The sequence below is a fragment of the Acrocarpospora phusangensis genome, assembly GCF_016862995.1.
Lineage (GTDB): Bacteria > Actinomycetota > Actinomycetes > Streptosporangiales > Streptosporangiaceae > Acrocarpospora > Acrocarpospora phusangensis.
Window position 1 is genome coordinate 64,549 of the sequence record NZ_BOOA01000001.1, and the last position, 15,885, is coordinate 80,433.

The 15,885-nt window shown below is 70.7% G+C and carries 12 protein-coding genes and 1 pseudogene; 7 read left to right on the forward strand and 6 right to left on the reverse strand.

The features are described from left to right. Positions 1 to 2: 2 nt before the first annotated feature. From Aph01nite_RS00305 to Aph01nite_RS00315, 3 genes are all read right to left on the reverse strand, one after another. Complete coding sequence (locus Aph01nite_RS00305) at positions 3 to 782, reverse strand: SDR family NAD(P)-dependent oxidoreductase (protein ID WP_204038630.1); 780 nt, start codon at positions 780 to 782, stop codon at positions 3 to 5. Next, positions 779 to 1,885, reverse strand: a complete 1,107-nt coding sequence (locus Aph01nite_RS00310; protein WP_204038631.1) for an alcohol dehydrogenase catalytic domain-containing protein — start codon at positions 1,883 to 1,885, stop codon at positions 779 to 781. The genes Aph01nite_RS00305 and Aph01nite_RS00310 overlap by 4 nt, the downstream gene beginning before the upstream one ends. A gap of 295 nt (positions 1,886 to 2,180) precedes the next feature. Further along, positions 2,181 to 2,729, reverse strand: a complete 549-nt coding sequence (locus tag Aph01nite_RS00315) for a calcium-binding protein (protein ID WP_204038632.1) — start codon at positions 2,727 to 2,729, stop codon at positions 2,181 to 2,183. Between the two features lie 199 nt (positions 2,730 to 2,928). Between Aph01nite_RS00315 and Aph01nite_RS00320 the strand changes: the two genes are divergently transcribed. The 3 genes from Aph01nite_RS00320 to Aph01nite_RS00330 all read left to right on the forward strand — a co-directional run bounded on the left by Aph01nite_RS00320 (position 2,929) and on the right by Aph01nite_RS00330 (position 6,218). Continuing rightward, the gene (locus tag Aph01nite_RS00320) at positions 2,929 to 3,909 is read left to right on the forward strand and encodes an Acg family FMN-binding oxidoreductase (protein WP_239161287.1); all 981 of its coding nucleotides are present in this window, start codon (positions 2,929 to 2,931) and stop codon (positions 3,907 to 3,909) included. Positions 3,910 to 4,025: 116 nt separating this feature from the next. Next, positions 4,026 to 4,460, forward strand: a complete 435-nt coding sequence (locus tag Aph01nite_RS00325; RefSeq protein ID WP_204038634.1) for a pyridoxamine 5'-phosphate oxidase family protein — start codon at positions 4,026 to 4,028, stop codon at positions 4,458 to 4,460. Positions 4,461 to 4,520: 60 nt separating this feature from the next. Further along, positions 4,521 to 6,218, forward strand: coding sequence for a sensor histidine kinase (locus Aph01nite_RS00330; RefSeq protein WP_204038635.1), 1,698 nt, complete (start codon positions 4,521 to 4,523; stop codon positions 6,216 to 6,218). Between the two features lie 3 nt (positions 6,219 to 6,221). Here the strand turns inward: Aph01nite_RS00330 and Aph01nite_RS00335 are convergent, their stop codons facing one another. After that, a complete protein-coding gene (locus Aph01nite_RS00335) occupies positions 6,222 to 6,863 on the reverse strand; it encodes a response regulator (protein WP_204038636.1) in 642 nt (213 codons plus the stop codon). Between the two features lie 63 nt (positions 6,864 to 6,926). Here Aph01nite_RS00335 and Aph01nite_RS00340 point away from each other — a divergent pair, with 63 nt between their 5' ends. Further along, on the forward strand, positions 6,927 to 7,076 hold the full coding sequence (locus tag Aph01nite_RS00340; RefSeq protein WP_204038637.1) for a hypothetical protein: 150 nt from the start codon (positions 6,927 to 6,929) through the stop codon (positions 7,074 to 7,076). 6 nt (positions 7,077 to 7,082) lie between these two features. Here the strand turns inward: Aph01nite_RS00340 and Aph01nite_RS00345 are convergent, their stop codons facing one another. Beyond that, entirely contained in the window at positions 7,083 to 9,623 is a 2,541-nt protein-coding gene (locus Aph01nite_RS00345) for an ATP-binding protein (protein ID WP_204038638.1), read from the reverse strand. 116 nt (positions 9,624 to 9,739) lie between these two features. Between Aph01nite_RS00345 and Aph01nite_RS00350 the strand changes: the two genes are divergently transcribed. Both Aph01nite_RS00350 and Aph01nite_RS00355 read left to right on the forward strand, forming a co-directional pair. Then, a complete protein-coding gene (locus Aph01nite_RS00350; RefSeq protein ID WP_204038639.1) occupies positions 9,740 to 10,150 on the forward strand; it encodes a questin oxidase family protein in 411 nt (136 codons plus the stop codon). A 49-nt stretch (positions 10,151 to 10,199) separates the two neighbouring features. Then, positions 10,200 to 10,379 (forward strand): annotated as a pseudogene (locus Aph01nite_RS00355) (dihydrofolate reductase family protein); the annotation flags it as partial. 12 nt (positions 10,380 to 10,391) lie between these two features. On the opposite strand, the gene Aph01nite_RS00360 reads toward Aph01nite_RS00355, so the two are convergent. After that, entirely contained in the window at positions 10,392 to 15,323 is a 4,932-nt protein-coding gene (locus tag Aph01nite_RS00360; protein ID WP_204038641.1) for a hypothetical protein, read from the reverse strand. A gap of 226 nt (positions 15,324 to 15,549) precedes the next feature. On the opposite strand from Aph01nite_RS00360, the gene Aph01nite_RS41955 reads away from it, so the two are divergent. Then, on the forward strand, positions 15,550 to 15,672 hold the full coding sequence (locus Aph01nite_RS41955; RefSeq protein ID WP_275418137.1) for a hypothetical protein: 123 nt from the start codon (positions 15,550 to 15,552) through the stop codon (positions 15,670 to 15,672). The last annotated feature ends 213 nt before the right edge of the window (positions 15,673 to 15,885 follow it).

The following is a 15,885-nucleotide window of genomic DNA, read 5'->3' on the forward strand; positions in this document are numbered from 1 at the left end:
CTTCACATCCATCCGCCGTCGACGATCCACTTCTGCCCAGTGCACATGGCGCTGTCGTCGGCCGCCAGCCACAGCACCATCCGCGCCACGTCGGCCGGCATGACGTTGTCCGGCAGCGACTGCACCCGCGCGAGTTTCTCCCGCACCTCCGGCGTGACCCAGTGGGTGAGCTGCCGCTCGGTGAAGACCCAGCCGGGGACGACGCAGTTGACCCGGATGCGGTCCGGGCCGAGCTCCCTGGCCATGGTCCTGGTCAGGCCCTCGATGGCGGCCTTGGCCGCGATGTACATCGGCAGGCCGGTGAAGTCCACGTGCGCGCTGATGGAGCCCAGGTTGATGATGGAGCCGCCGCCGAGCCCGCGCATGCCGGCCATCACGGCCTGGATGGCGAAGAAGTGGTGGCGCAGGTTCACCGCGATGCCGTGGTCCCAGTCGGGCGTGTCCACGGTCTCGATGTCCGTACGGGTGTCGTTGGCGGCGTTGTTGACCAGGACGGAGATCGGGCCGAGTCCCTTCTCCACGGCGGCCACCGCCGAGCGCAGCTGCGCCACGTCGCAGACGTCGGCGCGCACGTACAGGGGCTGCGGGCCGCCGGTGCCGGCCAGCCGGTCCAGCAGGCGCCCGGCGCCCGCGTCGTCGACGTCGGCGAATCCGACCCGCGCGCCCTGCGCGGCCAGCGAGGCGACGAACTCCGCGCCCAGGCCGGTCGCGCCGCCGGTGACGAAGGCCACCTTGCCCCGCAGGCTGGGGTAGACGGCGTACGGGGATTCGGTGGCGGTCATGCTGTCTCCCAGGGCTGGACCACACCCCGGCCGACGGAGCCGCCGGTCAGGTCGGTGAACGCGTCGTTGATGCGGTCCAGGGGGTAACGCCGGCCGATGAGCAGGTCCAGGGGCAGGCGTCCCGCGAGGTAGAGGTCGAACAGGCGGGGGAGGTCGACGAGGGGGTTGGCGGAGCCGTACAGGCTGCCGATGACTCTCTTCTCCCGCTGGACCAGCATGTTGAGCGGCACGTTGAAGGTCTGGCCGACCTTGCCGAGGCCGACGGCGACCAGGGTGCCGCCGGGGCGGAGCACGTCGATGGCCGTCTCCAGGGTGGCGGGGCGGCCGATGGCCTCGATCGCCCATTCGACGCCGCCGGGGCGGATGTCCTGGATGGCGGCGGCGACGTCCTCGCGTGCGGCGTCGATGGTGTGGGTGGCGCCGAGTTTCCCGGCCATGGCGAGCCGTTCGGCGACGACGTCCACGACGATGATCGGGTTGGCTCCGGCGAGGACCGCGCCCAGCACGGTGGAGAGCCCGACCCCGCCCGCTCCGAAGATCACGATGGCCTCGCCGGCGCACTGCCCGACGGCGTTGAGCACGGCCCCGACGCCGGTGATGACGGCGCATCCGGCGATGGCGGCGATCTCCGAAGGGACGCCGTCCGGTACGGGCACGACCGCGCGCTCCGAGACGACGCAGTATTCGGCGAAGCAGGAGACGCCGAGCAGGTGGTGCACGCGTTCGCCGCCGGCGTGGAGGCGGGTGGTCCCGTCGAGCAGGCCGCCGGATCCGACCATGATTCCCGCGGCCTCGCAGAGCGCGGGCCGTCCGACGAGGCAGTTCCGGCAGTGCCCGCACCGGGGCCGCCACATCAGGCTGACCCTGTCGCCGGCCGCGAAGCGCGTCACGCCGGGGCCGACGGCCTCCACCACGCCGGCGCCTTCGTGGCCCGGCACGACCGGCAGCGGACATCGCAGGTCTCCCGCGAGGTAGTGCTGGTCGCTGTGGCACACCCCGGCCGCCTCGACCCTGACCAGCACCTCCTCCGGGCCTGGCGCGTCGAGTCGCAGGTCCCGCACCGCGAGGGGCGCCCCGATCCGTTCCAGCAGCGCAGCCCTCATCCGGCCCGTTCTCCCTCTACCGCCGCCCCGCTCGTCGCGCGGCTCCGTTCTCGATCGCGGCAACGCTAGGTGTTACGAACACATGTCGTCAATAGTTTCGCAACTTTTCACTCGAATTCGGGCTGTATCCACCTTGTCACTCAGTCTGCGACGATGCGGATCTGGCCTGTCTGACCTGGTGTTATGCGCTCCGCGATAGCACCGAACATCGTCCGAATACGTTTCGAAACTTTCCTGAACGCCCAGGTGCCGGTCAGCCGGGCGGGCGGCTCCGCCCGGCTGACCGGCGTAGGTGTTACAACTCGCAGGCGACCTCGGTCTCGCCGTCGCACTGGTCGGTGCCGGTGCCGCCGTTGAGGCGGTCGTTGCCGACGCCGCCGCTCAGGCGGTCGTTGCCGCCGTTGCCGTTGAGCACGTCGTCGCCGAAGCTGCCGAACAGGATGTCGCCGCCGGTGCCTCCGTTGACGGTGTCGATGCCGTTGTCGCCGGAGAGCGTGCTCGGCAGTTTCGTGTTGTTGCGGATCGCGTCGTCGCCGCTCCCGGCGAACACGTCCACCCGGTCGATCCCGGCGGCCGGGCACTGGGCGGACAGGCCCACCTGCGCGCAGCCGGGGCCGGCCGCGACCGCGCCCAGCGTGTTGATGATCGTCACGACCGTGCCGGCGCTGTTGAGGGTGACGGTGATCCCGTCGGCGACCGTGCTGCCGTTGACGAGGATCCGGCCGCTGTCGAGCTGCGCGGTGACCGTGGCCGCCGACGCGGGTCCGGCCAGCGCCGCGGCGCCCCCGAACAGGACGGCGGTGATCCCCAGAGCCGTGCCTGTCTTTCTGAGCTTGCTGAACATTCTTGGTTTCCCCTCGATGTGTCGTTCCGAGCCCCGACGACACTCTGCGGGAACCGCCCCGGCCGCTCACCGCAGAAAGACGCACCGGCGGCGGGTACTAGGTCCTGTTTCCGCTGAACGGCCTCGCGGGCCGGGACCTATGGCCCTGGAAGCGGCCGGTCCGGCGCGTTCGACTGGAGAAAACGCCGAGGGAGACGCCGTGGGCAGATGTACGCGAGACGACCTGGAAGCGGTGGTGGAGGCGGCGGCGTGGGCGCCGTCGGTGCACAACAGCCAGCCGTGGTCGTTCGCCCTGGACGAAGACGAGATCATTCTCCGCGCCGACACCGACCGGCGGCTGCGCGCCGCCGATCCGGAGGGGCGGGAGCTGCTGCTGAGCTGCGGAGCCGCGCTGTTCAACGTCAGGACGGCGATCCGCGCGACCGGCTGCGAGCCCCTCGTGCGGATGCTTCCCGATCCGGACCGGCCCGCCCTGGTGGCCCGGGTACGGATCGGGCCGGCCGGAGCGGTCGAGGAGGAGACCAAGATGCTCCGGGAGGAGATTCCGCGCCGCCGTACCCATCGGGCGGGGTTCATTCCCCGGCCGGTGCCGCCGCGGCTGCTCGATCTTCTGGTCAAGGAGGCGGAGAGGGAGGGTGCCCGGCTGACGCCCGTACGGTCGGTGGGCGCGGTGCGGGTGCTGGCGGCGCTCACCTCGGCCGCCCAGGACGTGCAGGCGCAGGATCGGAGTTTCAGCCTGGAGATGATCCGCTGGGGCCGGCCGCCGGGCAGCCGCCACCGGGACGGGGTGCCCGCGGACGCCTACCCGCAGCAGGCTCGCCGTACCTATCCGCATTTCGCGCAGCGGGACTATGCGCGCGGTCAGGGCTGGGGCGATCGCGGCGACCAGCCGATGGCGACCCAGACCGGGGTCGTCGCGCTGCTCACCACCGGCGGCGACACCCGCGCGGACTGGATCCAGGCCGGGCAGGCCCTCCAGGCCGTGCTCCTGCACGCCTCCGCGTACGGCGTATGCGCCGCCTTCCACACCCAGCTGCTGGAGTTCCGGCACCTGCGGGACTTCGTCAGGGAGGAGCTCTGCTCGCCGGAGTTCCCGCAGATGGTGATGCGCCTGGGTTATCCCGTCCGCCACACCCGGGGCGTCCGCCGTACGCTCCCGGACGTCCTGGAGCAGGCCTGACCCCGGTGAGGCCGGCTCAGGGCCGAAGGTCCCATGCGGGAAGGCCCATCGGCGGTGCCGGAGCCGGGCCCCCGGACGGGAGACTCAAGCCAGGAAACGGAGCAGAGGGGACGCCGATGGGCGAGACGAACGGGAACGGCACCGCGCTGCGGGAGCTCAGCCAGGACGAGTGCCTGCGGCTGATCTCGCCAGGCGGGGTCGGCCGGGTGGCCTTCAACGGCTCGCACGGGCCGACCATCCTGCCGGTCAACTACCAGGTCGCCGGTGGCGCGATCGTGTTCCGCACCCGGGCGGGCGGCGCCATGGACGACGACCTGCGCACCGGCATCGAGAACCTGGAGATCAAGATCGCCTTCGAGGTGGACGAGATCGACGAGAACCGGCGCGAGGGGTGGAGCGTGCTGGTGCAGGGCCCCATCCACCACGTCACCGACGACGAGCTGGCCGGGCTGACCGGCCTCCAGGTCGAGCCCTGGGCGGGCGGCACCCGCGAGCAGTACGTCCGGATCACCCCGCAGCGCATCACCGGCCGCCGCATCCAGTCCCTGTGATCCGCCCCGGGCAGGAATTCCCGGACGGGTGCCTGGGCGTATGCGTGCAGAATATGGGACATGACCACGGCTGAGCCGCACCCCCTCCTGCCCGGCATGCGGTTGGACGACCTGCTGGCCGAACTCCGTACCCGTCTGGAAGCCGTGCTGGCCACCCGGGACCGGGTGCACGCCCTGCTGGAGGCGGTGGTTCTGATCGGCGGCGACCTGAAGCTGGAGACGGCGCTCCGCCGGATCGTGGAGACCGCCGCCCGGCTCGTCGACGCCGGCTACGGGGCGCTCGGCGTGGTCGGCGAGGAGAACACCCTGGTGGAGTTCATCCCCGTGGGCCTCAGCGAGGAGGAGATCGCCCGCATCGAGCACTGGCCGCACGGCCTGGGCCTGCTCGGCCTGCTCATCAAGGAGCCCGTGCCGCTCCGCCTGGCCCGCATCTCCGACCACCCCGGCTCGTACGGCTTCCCGCCCGGCCACCCTCCGATGGGCTCCTTCCTGGGGGTGCCGCTGCGGGTCCGCGAGGAGGTCTTCGGCAACCTGTACCTGACCGAGAAGCGCGGCGGCGGCGAGTTCGACGAGGAGGACCAGGCCGTGGTCGTCGCCCTGGCGACCGCCGCCGGCGTGGCCATCGAGAACGCCCGCCTGTACGAGGAGACCCGCCGCCGCGAGATCTGGCTCCAGGCGTCCGCCGAGGTCACCACCGGCCTGCTGTCGGGCGCCGGCCCGCTGGAGGTGCTGACGCAGGTGACCAGGCGGGTGCGCGAGATGGCCGACGCGGACGCGGTCACGCTGCTGTTCCCCGCCGGGGACTCCCTCCAGGTCATGATCTCCGACGGCGTGGACAACGCGATGGACGAGGCCGTGGACGGCGTGGAGGTCGCGATGGCCGGCTCGCTGCCCGGCCGCGCGTACACCAGCGGCCTGCCCCAGATGGTCAGCGACCTCGCCGCGGGCGGCCCCTCCGTGATCGAAGGGCTGCCCGCCGGCCCGGCCGCGGCGGTGCCGCTCGGCAAGCCCGGCTCGGTGCGCGGCGTGCTCGCGCTCGGCAAACGTCCCGGCCGGCTGCCCTTCACTCCGTCGATGCTGCGCATGCTGCACTCCTTCGCCGACCAGGCCGCGCTGGCCCTGGAGCTGGCCGAGGCCCGTCAGGACGCCGAACGCCTGGGGCTGCTGGAGGACCGCGACCGCATCGCCAGGGACCTGCACGACGTGGTCATCCAGCGTCTGTTCGCCACCGCCATGACGCTCATGAGCACCCTGCGGCTGATCGAGCGGCCGGAGGCCGCGGGCCGCGTGCAGCACGCCATCGACGAACTCGACGAGACCATCCGGCAGATCCGCTCCACCATCTTCGCGCTCCAGTCGCCGCAGCTGCCGGACGAGCCGAGCCTGCGGGCGCGCGTCGTGGAGCTGGTCGAGGGCGCCCGCAGCCATCTGGGCTTCATGCCGGGGCTGCGGATGGAGGGCCAGCTCGACCACGAGGTGGGCGAAGCGGCGGCCGAGCACCTGCTGGCGGTCCTGCGGGAGGCGCTGTCGAACATCGTGCGCCACGCGAAGGCGTCCAAGGCCACGGTGGCGGTGGAGGTGAGCGACAGGACGCTCAGCCTGACCGTCCAGGACAACGGGGTCGGCCTGCCGCCGGGCGCGCGCCACAGCGGGCTGCGCAACATGGGCGAACGGGCCACGGAGCTCGGCGGCCGTTTCGCCGCCGAGCCCGCGCCGGACGGGGGCACCCTGCTGCGGTGGAGTGTCCCGGCCGGTTAGCCGTCACTCGCCCCGGTCGGCGCGCATCCGGGCGGCCAGCGCCGCCGCCTGGGTCCTGCGCTGCATGTCGAGCTTGTTCAGCAGGTTGGACACGTAGTTCTTGACGGTCTTCTCGGCCAGGAACATGCGCTCGCCGATCTGCCGGTTGGTCAGCCCTTCGCCGATCAGCTCCAGGATCTGCCGCTCCTGCTTGGAGAGCGCGGCCAGGGGATCCTTACGCGCGGCCTGCTCCCGCAGCCGGGTCAGCATGGTGGCGGTGGTCTGCGGGTCCAGCAGCGACTGCCCGGACGCCACCGTACGGACCGCGCCGACCAGGTCGGACCCGTGGATCTGCTTGAGCACGTAACCGGCGGCGCCGGCCATGACGGCCTCGAACAGGGCTTCCTGGTCGGCGTACGAGGTCAGCATGAGGCAGCGTAATTCGGGCAGGCGGCTGCGGACCTCGCGGCAGACCTCCACCCCGTTGCCGTCCGGCAGGCGCACGTCCAGCACGGCGACATCGGGCCGCAGGGCGGGGATGCGGGCCAGCGCCGACTCGGCGGTCCCGGCTTCGCCGATCACCTCGATGTCGTCCTCGACGTCCAGCAGCGCGGCGACACCGCGCCGTACGACCTCGTGGTCGTCGAGGAGAAAAACACGAATCATGCCAGAAATGTAAGCTCCGTCGTATCTGTCCGACAGGGACCTTGGTCCCTATCCCCCACAATCGTGTCACCACGAGGGGGCCGCGCGCAGCAACGCCTCGCGGACGAGGAACCCCGGGCTCCGCACGTGGTGTCGGACCGCAACCTCCGCACCGGCCAGAACCCGGCCTCCTCGGCCGCACTGGCCGTCGGCCTCCTGAAGGCTCTTGCCTGAGGCGGCTCAGGAGCCGGTCACGCGGGCCAGGCAGGCGATGGCCCAGTCGTTCTCGCCCGCCGCCTGGGCCGCCTCGGCCAGGCGGCGGTCCGCGTCGGGCAGCCCGGCCGCGAGTGCCAGTTCCGCTCCCGCGGCGCGGGCGTACGGCGCCGGCCAGCCCGTGGCCGTCTCCGCGAATGCGCGCGTGACCAGCTCCGCCGCGTCCTCGAAGGCACCCGCGTGCACGGCCACGCGGGCGTCCACGAAAGCGGCGAAAACCGCAGCGTCGGGAGTAGGCGCGAACCTCCCGGTGCCCAGGACACGTTCGGCCCGGCCCTGCCACAGCCGGTACGCGGCCCGGTCGCCGGTCAGGCCGTACGCGAGTGCCACCGCGGAGGCGGCGGGCGAGAGCCAGGCGGCGACCGGCATCCCGGAACGCCGCCACGCGTCCCACATGGGCTGGGCGTGCTCCAGCGCCTCCTCGAACCGCCCGAGCAGCACCAGCGGCGGAACCAGCTTGGCCGCGGGCCGGTACGGATGCCCGCCGAGCAGCTCGTCTCCGGCGATCCGCTCCGCCGTGTCCAGCGCCCCCTCCACGTCCCCGGAGGCGAACGCGCACAGCCAGGCGTTGTGGAAGGCGTCCAGGATCTCCGCCGCCGACGCCGGATGGCGGCGGTCCATCGCCTCCACCAGCGCCAGCCGCTCCCCGGCCACGCGGTACGCCTCCCGGAACCTGCCCGCGCGGATCGCCAGCGCGGCCGGCATGTCCAGGGCGGCGCTGACGAGCACGGGGTCGCCGGTGGCGCGTGCCGCGGCCACGGCGACCACCGCGAGCGACGGGTCGGGAGACGTCAGGGGTGCGCGGGGACACCAGGCCTCGGCGATGGCCAGGTGGGCGGCCGTCACCGGGTCTCCGCTGCCGTCGGCGGCCCGATCCACCAGCTCGCGCAACCGCTCGAACGGGATCGGCTCGGGGAAGCCCGAGGTGAACCTGCGCGCCGTGGCGACGGCGTGGGCGAGCGCGCGGGCCCCGGACTCGCCCGCCGCCTGCGCCTGCGCGGCGGAGTCGAGGAGCAGGTCGTACGCCCCCCGGGCCAGCCCGACCGCGAACACGACCTGGGCGGCGGTGGAGAGGTCCTCGGCGGCGGCCGACGCGGTCGGCGCGTGCCGGGCCGCCTCCTTGAAGTGCTCCAGGGACTCCCCGGCCGAGTGACGGGCGTAGGACAGGTGGCCGAGCGCGCGGGCGAGCCGGTGCGGCAGCTCGCCGGGACCCTGCGGCGCGTTCCGCAACGCCGCGCGCAGATCGTCGCGTACGGCGTCGAACCGGTCCCACTCCGGGCCAGGGTCATCCGCCAGCGTGTGCGCGGTCTCGGCCGCCCACCGCAGGTGCAGGTCCCTGACCTCGTCCAGGTCGCCGCCGGCCGCCAGCCGGTCCAGGGCGTACGCGCGGACGGTCTCCAGCAGCCGCCACGAACCCGCGTCGTTCTCCCGGACGACCAGGCTCTTGTCGACCAGCCTGCCCAGCACGTCCGCCACCGCGCCCGGGGCGACTCGGCGGGCGGCGTCGAGGTCGAAGGATCCGGCGAAGACGGCCAGCCGGGGAAAGAGTTGCCTTTCGTCCTCCGCGAGCAGGTCGTGGCTCCACGCGATGACCGTACGCAGGGATCGGTGCCGCTCGTCGGGGTGGCGGCTGCCCGCCAGCAGGCGGAGCGCGTCGTCCAGCGCGGCCAGCAGGCCCTCCGCGCCCAGCGAGGCGCAGCGGGCCGCGGCCAGTTCGATCGCGAGCGGCATACCGTCCAGCCGGGCGCAGATCTCCGCGACGGTCGCCGGGGCGGCCGTGAAGGCCGGATCGACGGCGGCCACGCGGTCCGCGAACAGTGCCTCCGCGTCGGAGGCCAGCGGCAGCGGCGAGACCGGCACCACGCGCTCGCCCGGCACGCCGAGCCGTTCCCTGCTGGTGGCCAGGACGGTGACGTCCGGGCACTGGGCCAGCACGCGGTCGGCCAGGGCGGCGACGCCGTCGAGCACGTGCTCGCAGTTGTCCAGGACCAGCAGCCGCCGCTCCTGCCCGAGGGCGCACACCACGGCGTCCGCGAGCGTCTGGCCCGGCGACTCGCCCACGCCGAGCGCCGCCGCGACGGCGGCGGCCACGTGCTCCTCCCGCACCGGGACCAGGTCCACGAACGCGCCGCCCAGCGCCGCCGCGGCGGCGACCGTCGCGGCCAGCCGGGTCTTGCCGACGCCGCCGGGGCCGGTCAGCGTCACCAGCGATCCGGGGCGCAGCATGGCCAGGACGGCGTCGCGTTCGTGCGCCCGCCCGACGAACCCGGTACGCCAGGACGGCGACCCGGTCATCCGCTGGACCGCCGGGGCGTCGTCCGCCTGCCTGGCGATGGCGGCCAGGGCGCGGCGGTCGGCCACGCCGTACTTGCGCAGGAGCGAGGAGACGTGGTTCTCGACGGTCCGTACGGAGATGTGCAGGCGGCCCGCGATCTGCACGTTCGACAGGTGCGCGTCGAGCAGGGCCATGACCTCCGCCTCGCGGGGCGACACCGACTCCGGACTCACCCGCCTATCTGACCATAGGTACCCGTTGAGTGGTGAATGCGTGGTGGCCACGGATGCCGCCCCCGGCGGGCCTGGCCAAGACTGATGCCACGACGAACGGGAACGAGGCGAGACCAGTGACTGGCGGAGTACTGAACGTCGCGGCGGCCACCCTGCGCTACCTGTCCCACGGCCACGGCGCCCCCGTCCTGCTGGTGCACACCGCGACCGCTCCCAACGCCGTCCTGCACACCCTGCCCGCGCTCCCCCGGGACCTGTGGGCGCCCAGCCTGACCGCGATCTGGACCACCACCGCCGCCATCTTCTCCGCGTACGCCCCAAGGGACGCCGCACCCCCCGAAACCCTCCCGGCCCCGCCGTCCGACTCCGACACCGTCGCCGACGCCCTGGACCGGGCCGTCGCCCACGGCGACGAACACGTCATCAAGTTCACCGACACCGCGGCCGAGGTCTACACCCGCACCGACCACCCCGGCGCACTGGCCGCCACCGTCCGCGCCACCCACCTCATCCCGTCCTCCCGCTAAGAAACTCACCGTCACCACGTTTCCCACGTCGACGAGGGTCCCCGGCAGCCTCACCTTGATCCAGACCCTCATCCAGGGCGACCTCGTGGACGAATGCCGCTTCCTGGTCTTCCCCGTCGTCCTCGGCACCGGCAAACGCCTTTTCGGCGACATCATCCCCACCGGCCTCGAACCCATCGACGAGAACGCGGCCGAAGGGCTTCCTTCTTGTCCTGTCCCGTGGCGTTGACGCGCGCAAGCATCAGGCCAGATCGTCCCAACCCCACGGCTGTGCCTCAGTGCCGTCGGGTTCGCGGCCGAATCGATACCGGCTTTCCACGCGAGGTAGCAGGTGAAACAGACCGGCGGGGGATAACCGTTCCGCCAGAATGCGCACTTGATCAGGCTGGCCGGTACGAGTCAGTCCGTCCAGCAGCTTGGCGACCGCGTGAATATTGCCCAGGGGAAAATTCACCGCGACCCGGGTCGACAGCGTGCGCAATGGTCCGTGCATTTCCAGCCTGAACAAACGGTTCAGTAACTCCACTACGGCAAACGGGTCATCGAGAGCGGCGTCCGTGGCGGCCCGCTCCGCCAGTACGCGAACCGCGGCGTCGGCATCCATACCCCGGAGTTTGTTTATCAGCTCGATCACCGCGGACAGATTGTCGAGCGGCACGTGTGCGGCGGCCCGCTCGGCGAGCATGTGCGCCTGTTCCACCGCGCCCGCGCCTCGCAGTCGCACGAGGAGTTCCTCGACAGCAGGTTGATCGTCGAGCGGGAAATACGCGGCGGCCCGGGAGGCGAGCACGTTCATCTGACTGTCGGCGCCCATGCCGCGCAGCGCCACCAGCAAACCGGTTATCGCCTGGAGATCGTCAAGGGGACCATCGGTGATGGCGCGTTCCGCCAGGGCGTGCACCAGATCGTCGGCGTGCACCGCTCTCAGCACGACGAACAGCCGCGCGATCGCTGACATGTCGGCCAATGACACCTGGGCGGCGGTACGTTCGGCCAGCACCCGCGCCAGATCCCGATGCCCCATGTCGCGCATGGTCAGCAACAGCTTGGCGACGGCGACGGTGTCAGCAAGAGACCCACGAAGTGCGGTTTCCTCTGCCAGATGGCGCGCCAGGCCATGAGTGCCAACCCCGCGGAGGCCGCCGAGGTAGCCGATCACAGCGGGCTCGCCCTGCCCGATGACATGAGCCGCGACCCGTCCGGCCAGAGCCCTGGCCTCCTCGGCCGCACCCGCATCCCACAGCCTGTTCAGCGCGTTGCTCACCGCCCGGGAGTCGTCCAGAGACACGTTCATCGCGCGCAGAGCCAGAAGCCGAGCGTTCTCGGGCACGCCCGCGTCCCGTAGCGCCGTGACCACCTTGGCGATCGCGGACCAGTCATCCAGGGGTATCCTCGTGGCGCTCTCGGCCAGCACACTGATCAGATCGGTCGCCCCGATGGTGTGCAGTCCCGCCAGCAATCTGGCCATGGTGTGCGGATCGGCACCCGTCGATGCCCTCACCACGGCTGCCCCGGCCAGTGCTCCTAGCGCGTCGGACATCTCCACCCCGCGCAGTTTCATCAGCAGGCCCGCTGTCATGTACGGATCCTCGTGCGGGAAATTCGTGATCACGCGCCTGGCCAACGCCTGCATCTGCTCGTTCGCGCCCACCACACGCATCCCCGCCAGCAACCGGGTGACCTCCGACTGCTCGGCCAGCGGGAACTCCCCTGCCGCCCGGTCTGCCAGCGTACGCAGGTGCTCCGCCGCTCCCGACCGCTTCAGTCCGGCCATCCATCGCACCAGAGCCGCGGCGTCACCGAGCGGAGCATCCCGCACCACTCGCTCCGTGAGGACCTCACCTGCCGTACCCAGTCCGTAGATCTTGACGAGCAGAACAGCCAGCGCGTTCAAGTCGTCGAGCGGAACCACCTTGACGACCCGCTCGGCCAGTCTGCGCGCCAAGTTGGCCGTTGCCCCGCGACACGAGGCCGCCAACCACACCGCCACCGCCGCCGCATCACCGGTAGACGCATGCTCAGCCACCCGTTCCGCCAACACATACGCCGATACCTCCATGCCAGATACATGGAGTTCCATGAATAGGTCAGTAATGGCGTTCAAGTCGTCGAGCGGGACCTTCGTGACGGCCCGTTTGGCCAACCGGTGCGCTGAGTCTGTCTCTCCCCTCTCCCGGAAGGCCGCCAGCAGAGCCGCCGCATCGGACGGATCGTCGAACGAGAGGCTCGCGATGGCCCGATCGATCAGCACTGCTGTCCACTTTTGGGCACCCGTGACCCGTAGCTCGCGCAACAAGTCCGTCAACGCCGACGGATCGTCGAGCGGCGCATATGCGGCCGCTCGTGCTGCCAGCGTGCTCGCAGATCCATATCCGTCGACATTCCGGAGCATTTCGATAAGCCTCACGACTGCCGGAAGATTCGACAGCAGTACGCTTACGGCGGCTCGATCCGCCACCATGTGAAGCAGCTCATGGGCCGCCGCGACCGAAAGTTTGGCCAGAATGCCAGTCACATTGGCCGGGTCGTCGAGCAGACTGGTCCTGGCAACCCGCTCCGCCAATGCCCGGGCGAGAACGCCGCCCCCTATCCTCTCCAGTCCCACCAGCAGATCGGCCACCTTGGACCGATCGTTCAGCGAGGCGCTCATGGCGACCCGCTCCATCAGCACCAGCGCCTGATCGATCGCGCCGAGCTGCTCCATGCTCGCCAGCAGCTTCACCGCCTTTGCCGGCTCATCGAGCCCGATCGTCGAGACGATCCGCTCCATCAGCCTCTGCGCCTGCTCCGCCGCACCCACCTGCTCCAGGCTGGCCAGCAGTCTCGCGGCGTCATGGGGATTCTTCAAGCGGGCGTTCCGGGCGCCACGCTCGGCCAGAACCTTCGCCTGTTCCACCGCGCCGACGCGTTCCAGCCCGGTCAGCAGCCCTGCCACGTCTGATGGATCCTCGACGGAAACCTCCGTGGCCACGCGGTCGGCCAATGCGTGCACCAGGGCGTTCGCTCCGGAGAGGCGCAGGTCATCCAGCAGCTGGATCACAGCGGAGAACTCATGGAGCGGAGCTTGCGCGACAGCCCTTTCCGCCAGCAGACGCGCTCGGTCGGGAGAGCCCATGCGGCGCAGCGTGACGATCAAGTCATCCACCATGGCCAGGTCGTCCAAGCCCACCTGCGCCGCCGCCCGTTCAACCAGCAGCCGTTCACCCACTCCTATCTCGCGAAGCCGGACCAGCAGCGCGGAAACGGCGGACGAATCGTGGACAGGGACATGCGCCGCCACTCGCTCAGCCAGGAGACGCGCGGACAATCCGGGCACATCTCGAACTCTGGCCAGCAGTTGCGCGACAGCGGGCGCGTGGTCCAGGGCAACCTCGGCCGCGGCTCTCTCGGCCAGCTCCCGCACCTGCTCATGCGCCCCGATTCCCTGCAACCCGTCCAAGAGCTCGATGAGGGCGGCGGGGCTGTCGACAGGAGCGTCCTGCGCCACCCGATGGGCCAGATCCTCCAGCCCCGTACCTGCGATGGCCCGCCCTCGCTGCCTCATCAGCAACCGGGCCAGCGCGTACGGATCATCGAGAGCGACGTTCGCGGCGACCCACACGGTGGGGCGCTGGTCCGCCGGATCGATCAGGTCAAGGACCTGGAGCAGCCGATCGGCCGCCACGGTGTCACCGAAGTCGGCCGCGTATTTGTAGAACTGAGCAGCGGCCTGGTAAAGCCCACGCTCGAAGGCGGCGACGCCGAGATTGGCCAGGTCCTTCGGATTGGCGTGAGCGGCCAGCGCCGCCCAGAATTCGCGCGGAGGGATCTGGTCAAGGCGATGCCGGCGGCCGTACTGGTCCAGATAGTCGGCAAGTCGGTACAGATTGTCTTCCGCTTGCGGCGCTGTGGCGTCGGGTGACCCCGGCCGGTCTCTCCGGACCAGGGATGGCCTGGTGCGCGATCGAATCCGTGTGATGGGGCCGCGCACGCCTTTGCACGGGGTGGCGCAGTAAGCCAGGGCCTGCTCCAGCCAGTCCTCGCCCAGCGCCTCCCATTCGTTGTCGGCGAGGTAGGCCGGTGCTGCGGATTCCAGTAATCCGAGCGGCAATGCGTATCGGTGGCCCATACGCCGGGCGTCCATGGCCACGTGGATCATCGCCCGCACCACGGGGGTGGCATTGCGATAGCGGGCCAGCAGTTCCGGTACCCCGGCCAGATACTGCGCGAGGCGACCGTCTTCTGCTTCGGCCATGGCCTTGGCCAGCCGGGCGTCGGTGGCGGCAGCCCGATCCAGCGCATTCGTGGAGACGCTGCTGAAACTGCCCGGAACGGTGATATCCGTCCCTGAGAGGATCACACGGGCTTGCGCGTGCCGATCAAGGGCACCGCGGGGCACCGGACGTGTCAGCGTGTCCCAATGCTCCTGCCACAACGTTCCGAGCACCAGCACGGGAGCCGAGCTCCGTTCCGTCAGCAATGTGTGCAGGGCGGCTGCGACCCGCTCCCCGATATCTCCGGAGGTCTCCAGGTAGAACTGCGTCTCGTTCAGCCAGACGACCGTGCGCGGGCCCACGCGCGGCAGTTCGGCCAGCGCCGCCTCGGGACGTGTCGGGTCGAAGGGATGCCACAGCCGCCATCCTCCTCGCCTCCGCAACGCGCCGATGGCTTCCCAGCATGCGCGCGTCTTCCCGGTCGACGACCCTCCGACCAGCACCGCCATCGCGCTTTGCCCGGACAGCACCCTGCCGACGACTCCCGCGAGAACGTCATCGTGGTCACGCCATATGTAAGGCGGTAGCGCGATGCTCCCCTCGGGAGGCGAGTCGTCGAGATCGATCGGTCTGTGGACCTCCAACGTGAACGGATCCGTCACCAGCTCCAGAGGTCGGCCTACCGACGTCTGGACCTGCTCCGACGCGACACCGGCGCGAACGCTTTCATCCGCGCGGATACGGATGGACCACTCCACCCCGCTCAGCGTCCGCTCCCCGGCCCAGGCCGCCAGCGCATTGCCGACCGCGACTAGCTGGTCCAGGTCGCGAGGGAAACTCGACCCCGTCGCCCACGAGTTCAATGTCGTCGGCGGCACTTCCGACGCGTCCGCCACCCGCTTCTGCGTGAGCCTGTTGCCTTTACTCGCCTCGCGGTTCTCCGCCTGATCCCACAGTCGAGCCAATTCCGCGAGAACCACCGACCCCGCATACGGTCCCGAGACAGGGCGGAAGGGCCTGGCCAAGAGTGCCCTCCTTCACCCGGCACGATCCGACTCGCATCCCTCCGGATCTCCCCCTGAAATGGAGTTTAACTACCGCGATCTATCTCGGATACGGAATGCCTGGGATCGGCGGGTGACCCGAGCTGCCATGGTGCCGACCGCGACACAAAACGCTGGCCATCACCCCGAAGGGACAACAGCAGTGAAACTCTCCCCCGCCACTCGCCGCCTCACCCGCATGGTCGCCTTCGCTCTGCTGCGCGGCGCGGCCACCGCCGTCGGCTCCGGAATTGTCGGGCTCGCCTTCTGGTGGATCACCCGTTAAGGCGGAAAGCGCCACTACGATGACTTTTGGTGCAATATCCCTGGTTCGGGAGGGCCGCGCGGACGCCGAATATCCGGCATCGATCCCGGTCACGCTGAGTGGCGCCGCGCCGGCCTCTCGAATCTTTCATCAATCCGGCTAGCGCCGCACTTGACATATCTCCCGGCATCCCTAGCATCGCTGCACTGGACGCTTCTGGCGAATGTGAGTTTC

What these genes read in the sequence shown, in the direction of transcription:
- Aph01nite_RS00305 (WP_204038630.1), bottom strand. Translation starts at nt 782, where the DNA reads ATGACCGCCACCGAATCCCCGTACGCCGTCTACCCCAGCCTGCGGGGC.
- Aph01nite_RS00310 (WP_204038631.1), bottom strand. Translation starts at nt 1,885, where the DNA reads ATGAGGGCTGCGCTGCTGGAACGGATCGGGGCGCCCCTCGCGGTGCGG.
- Aph01nite_RS00315 (WP_204038632.1), bottom strand. Translation starts at nt 2,729, where the DNA reads ATGTTCAGCAAGCTCAGAAAGACAGGCACGGCTCTGGGGATCACCGCC.
- Aph01nite_RS00325 (WP_204038634.1), top strand. Translation starts at nt 4,026, where the DNA reads ATGGGCGAGACGAACGGGAACGGCACCGCGCTGCGGGAGCTCAGCCAG.
- Aph01nite_RS00330 (WP_204038635.1), top strand. Translation starts at nt 4,521, where the DNA reads ATGACCACGGCTGAGCCGCACCCCCTCCTGCCCGGCATGCGGTTGGAC.
- Aph01nite_RS00335 (WP_204038636.1), bottom strand. Translation starts at nt 6,863, where the DNA reads ATGATTCGTGTTTTTCTCCTCGACGACCACGAGGTCGTACGGCGCGGT.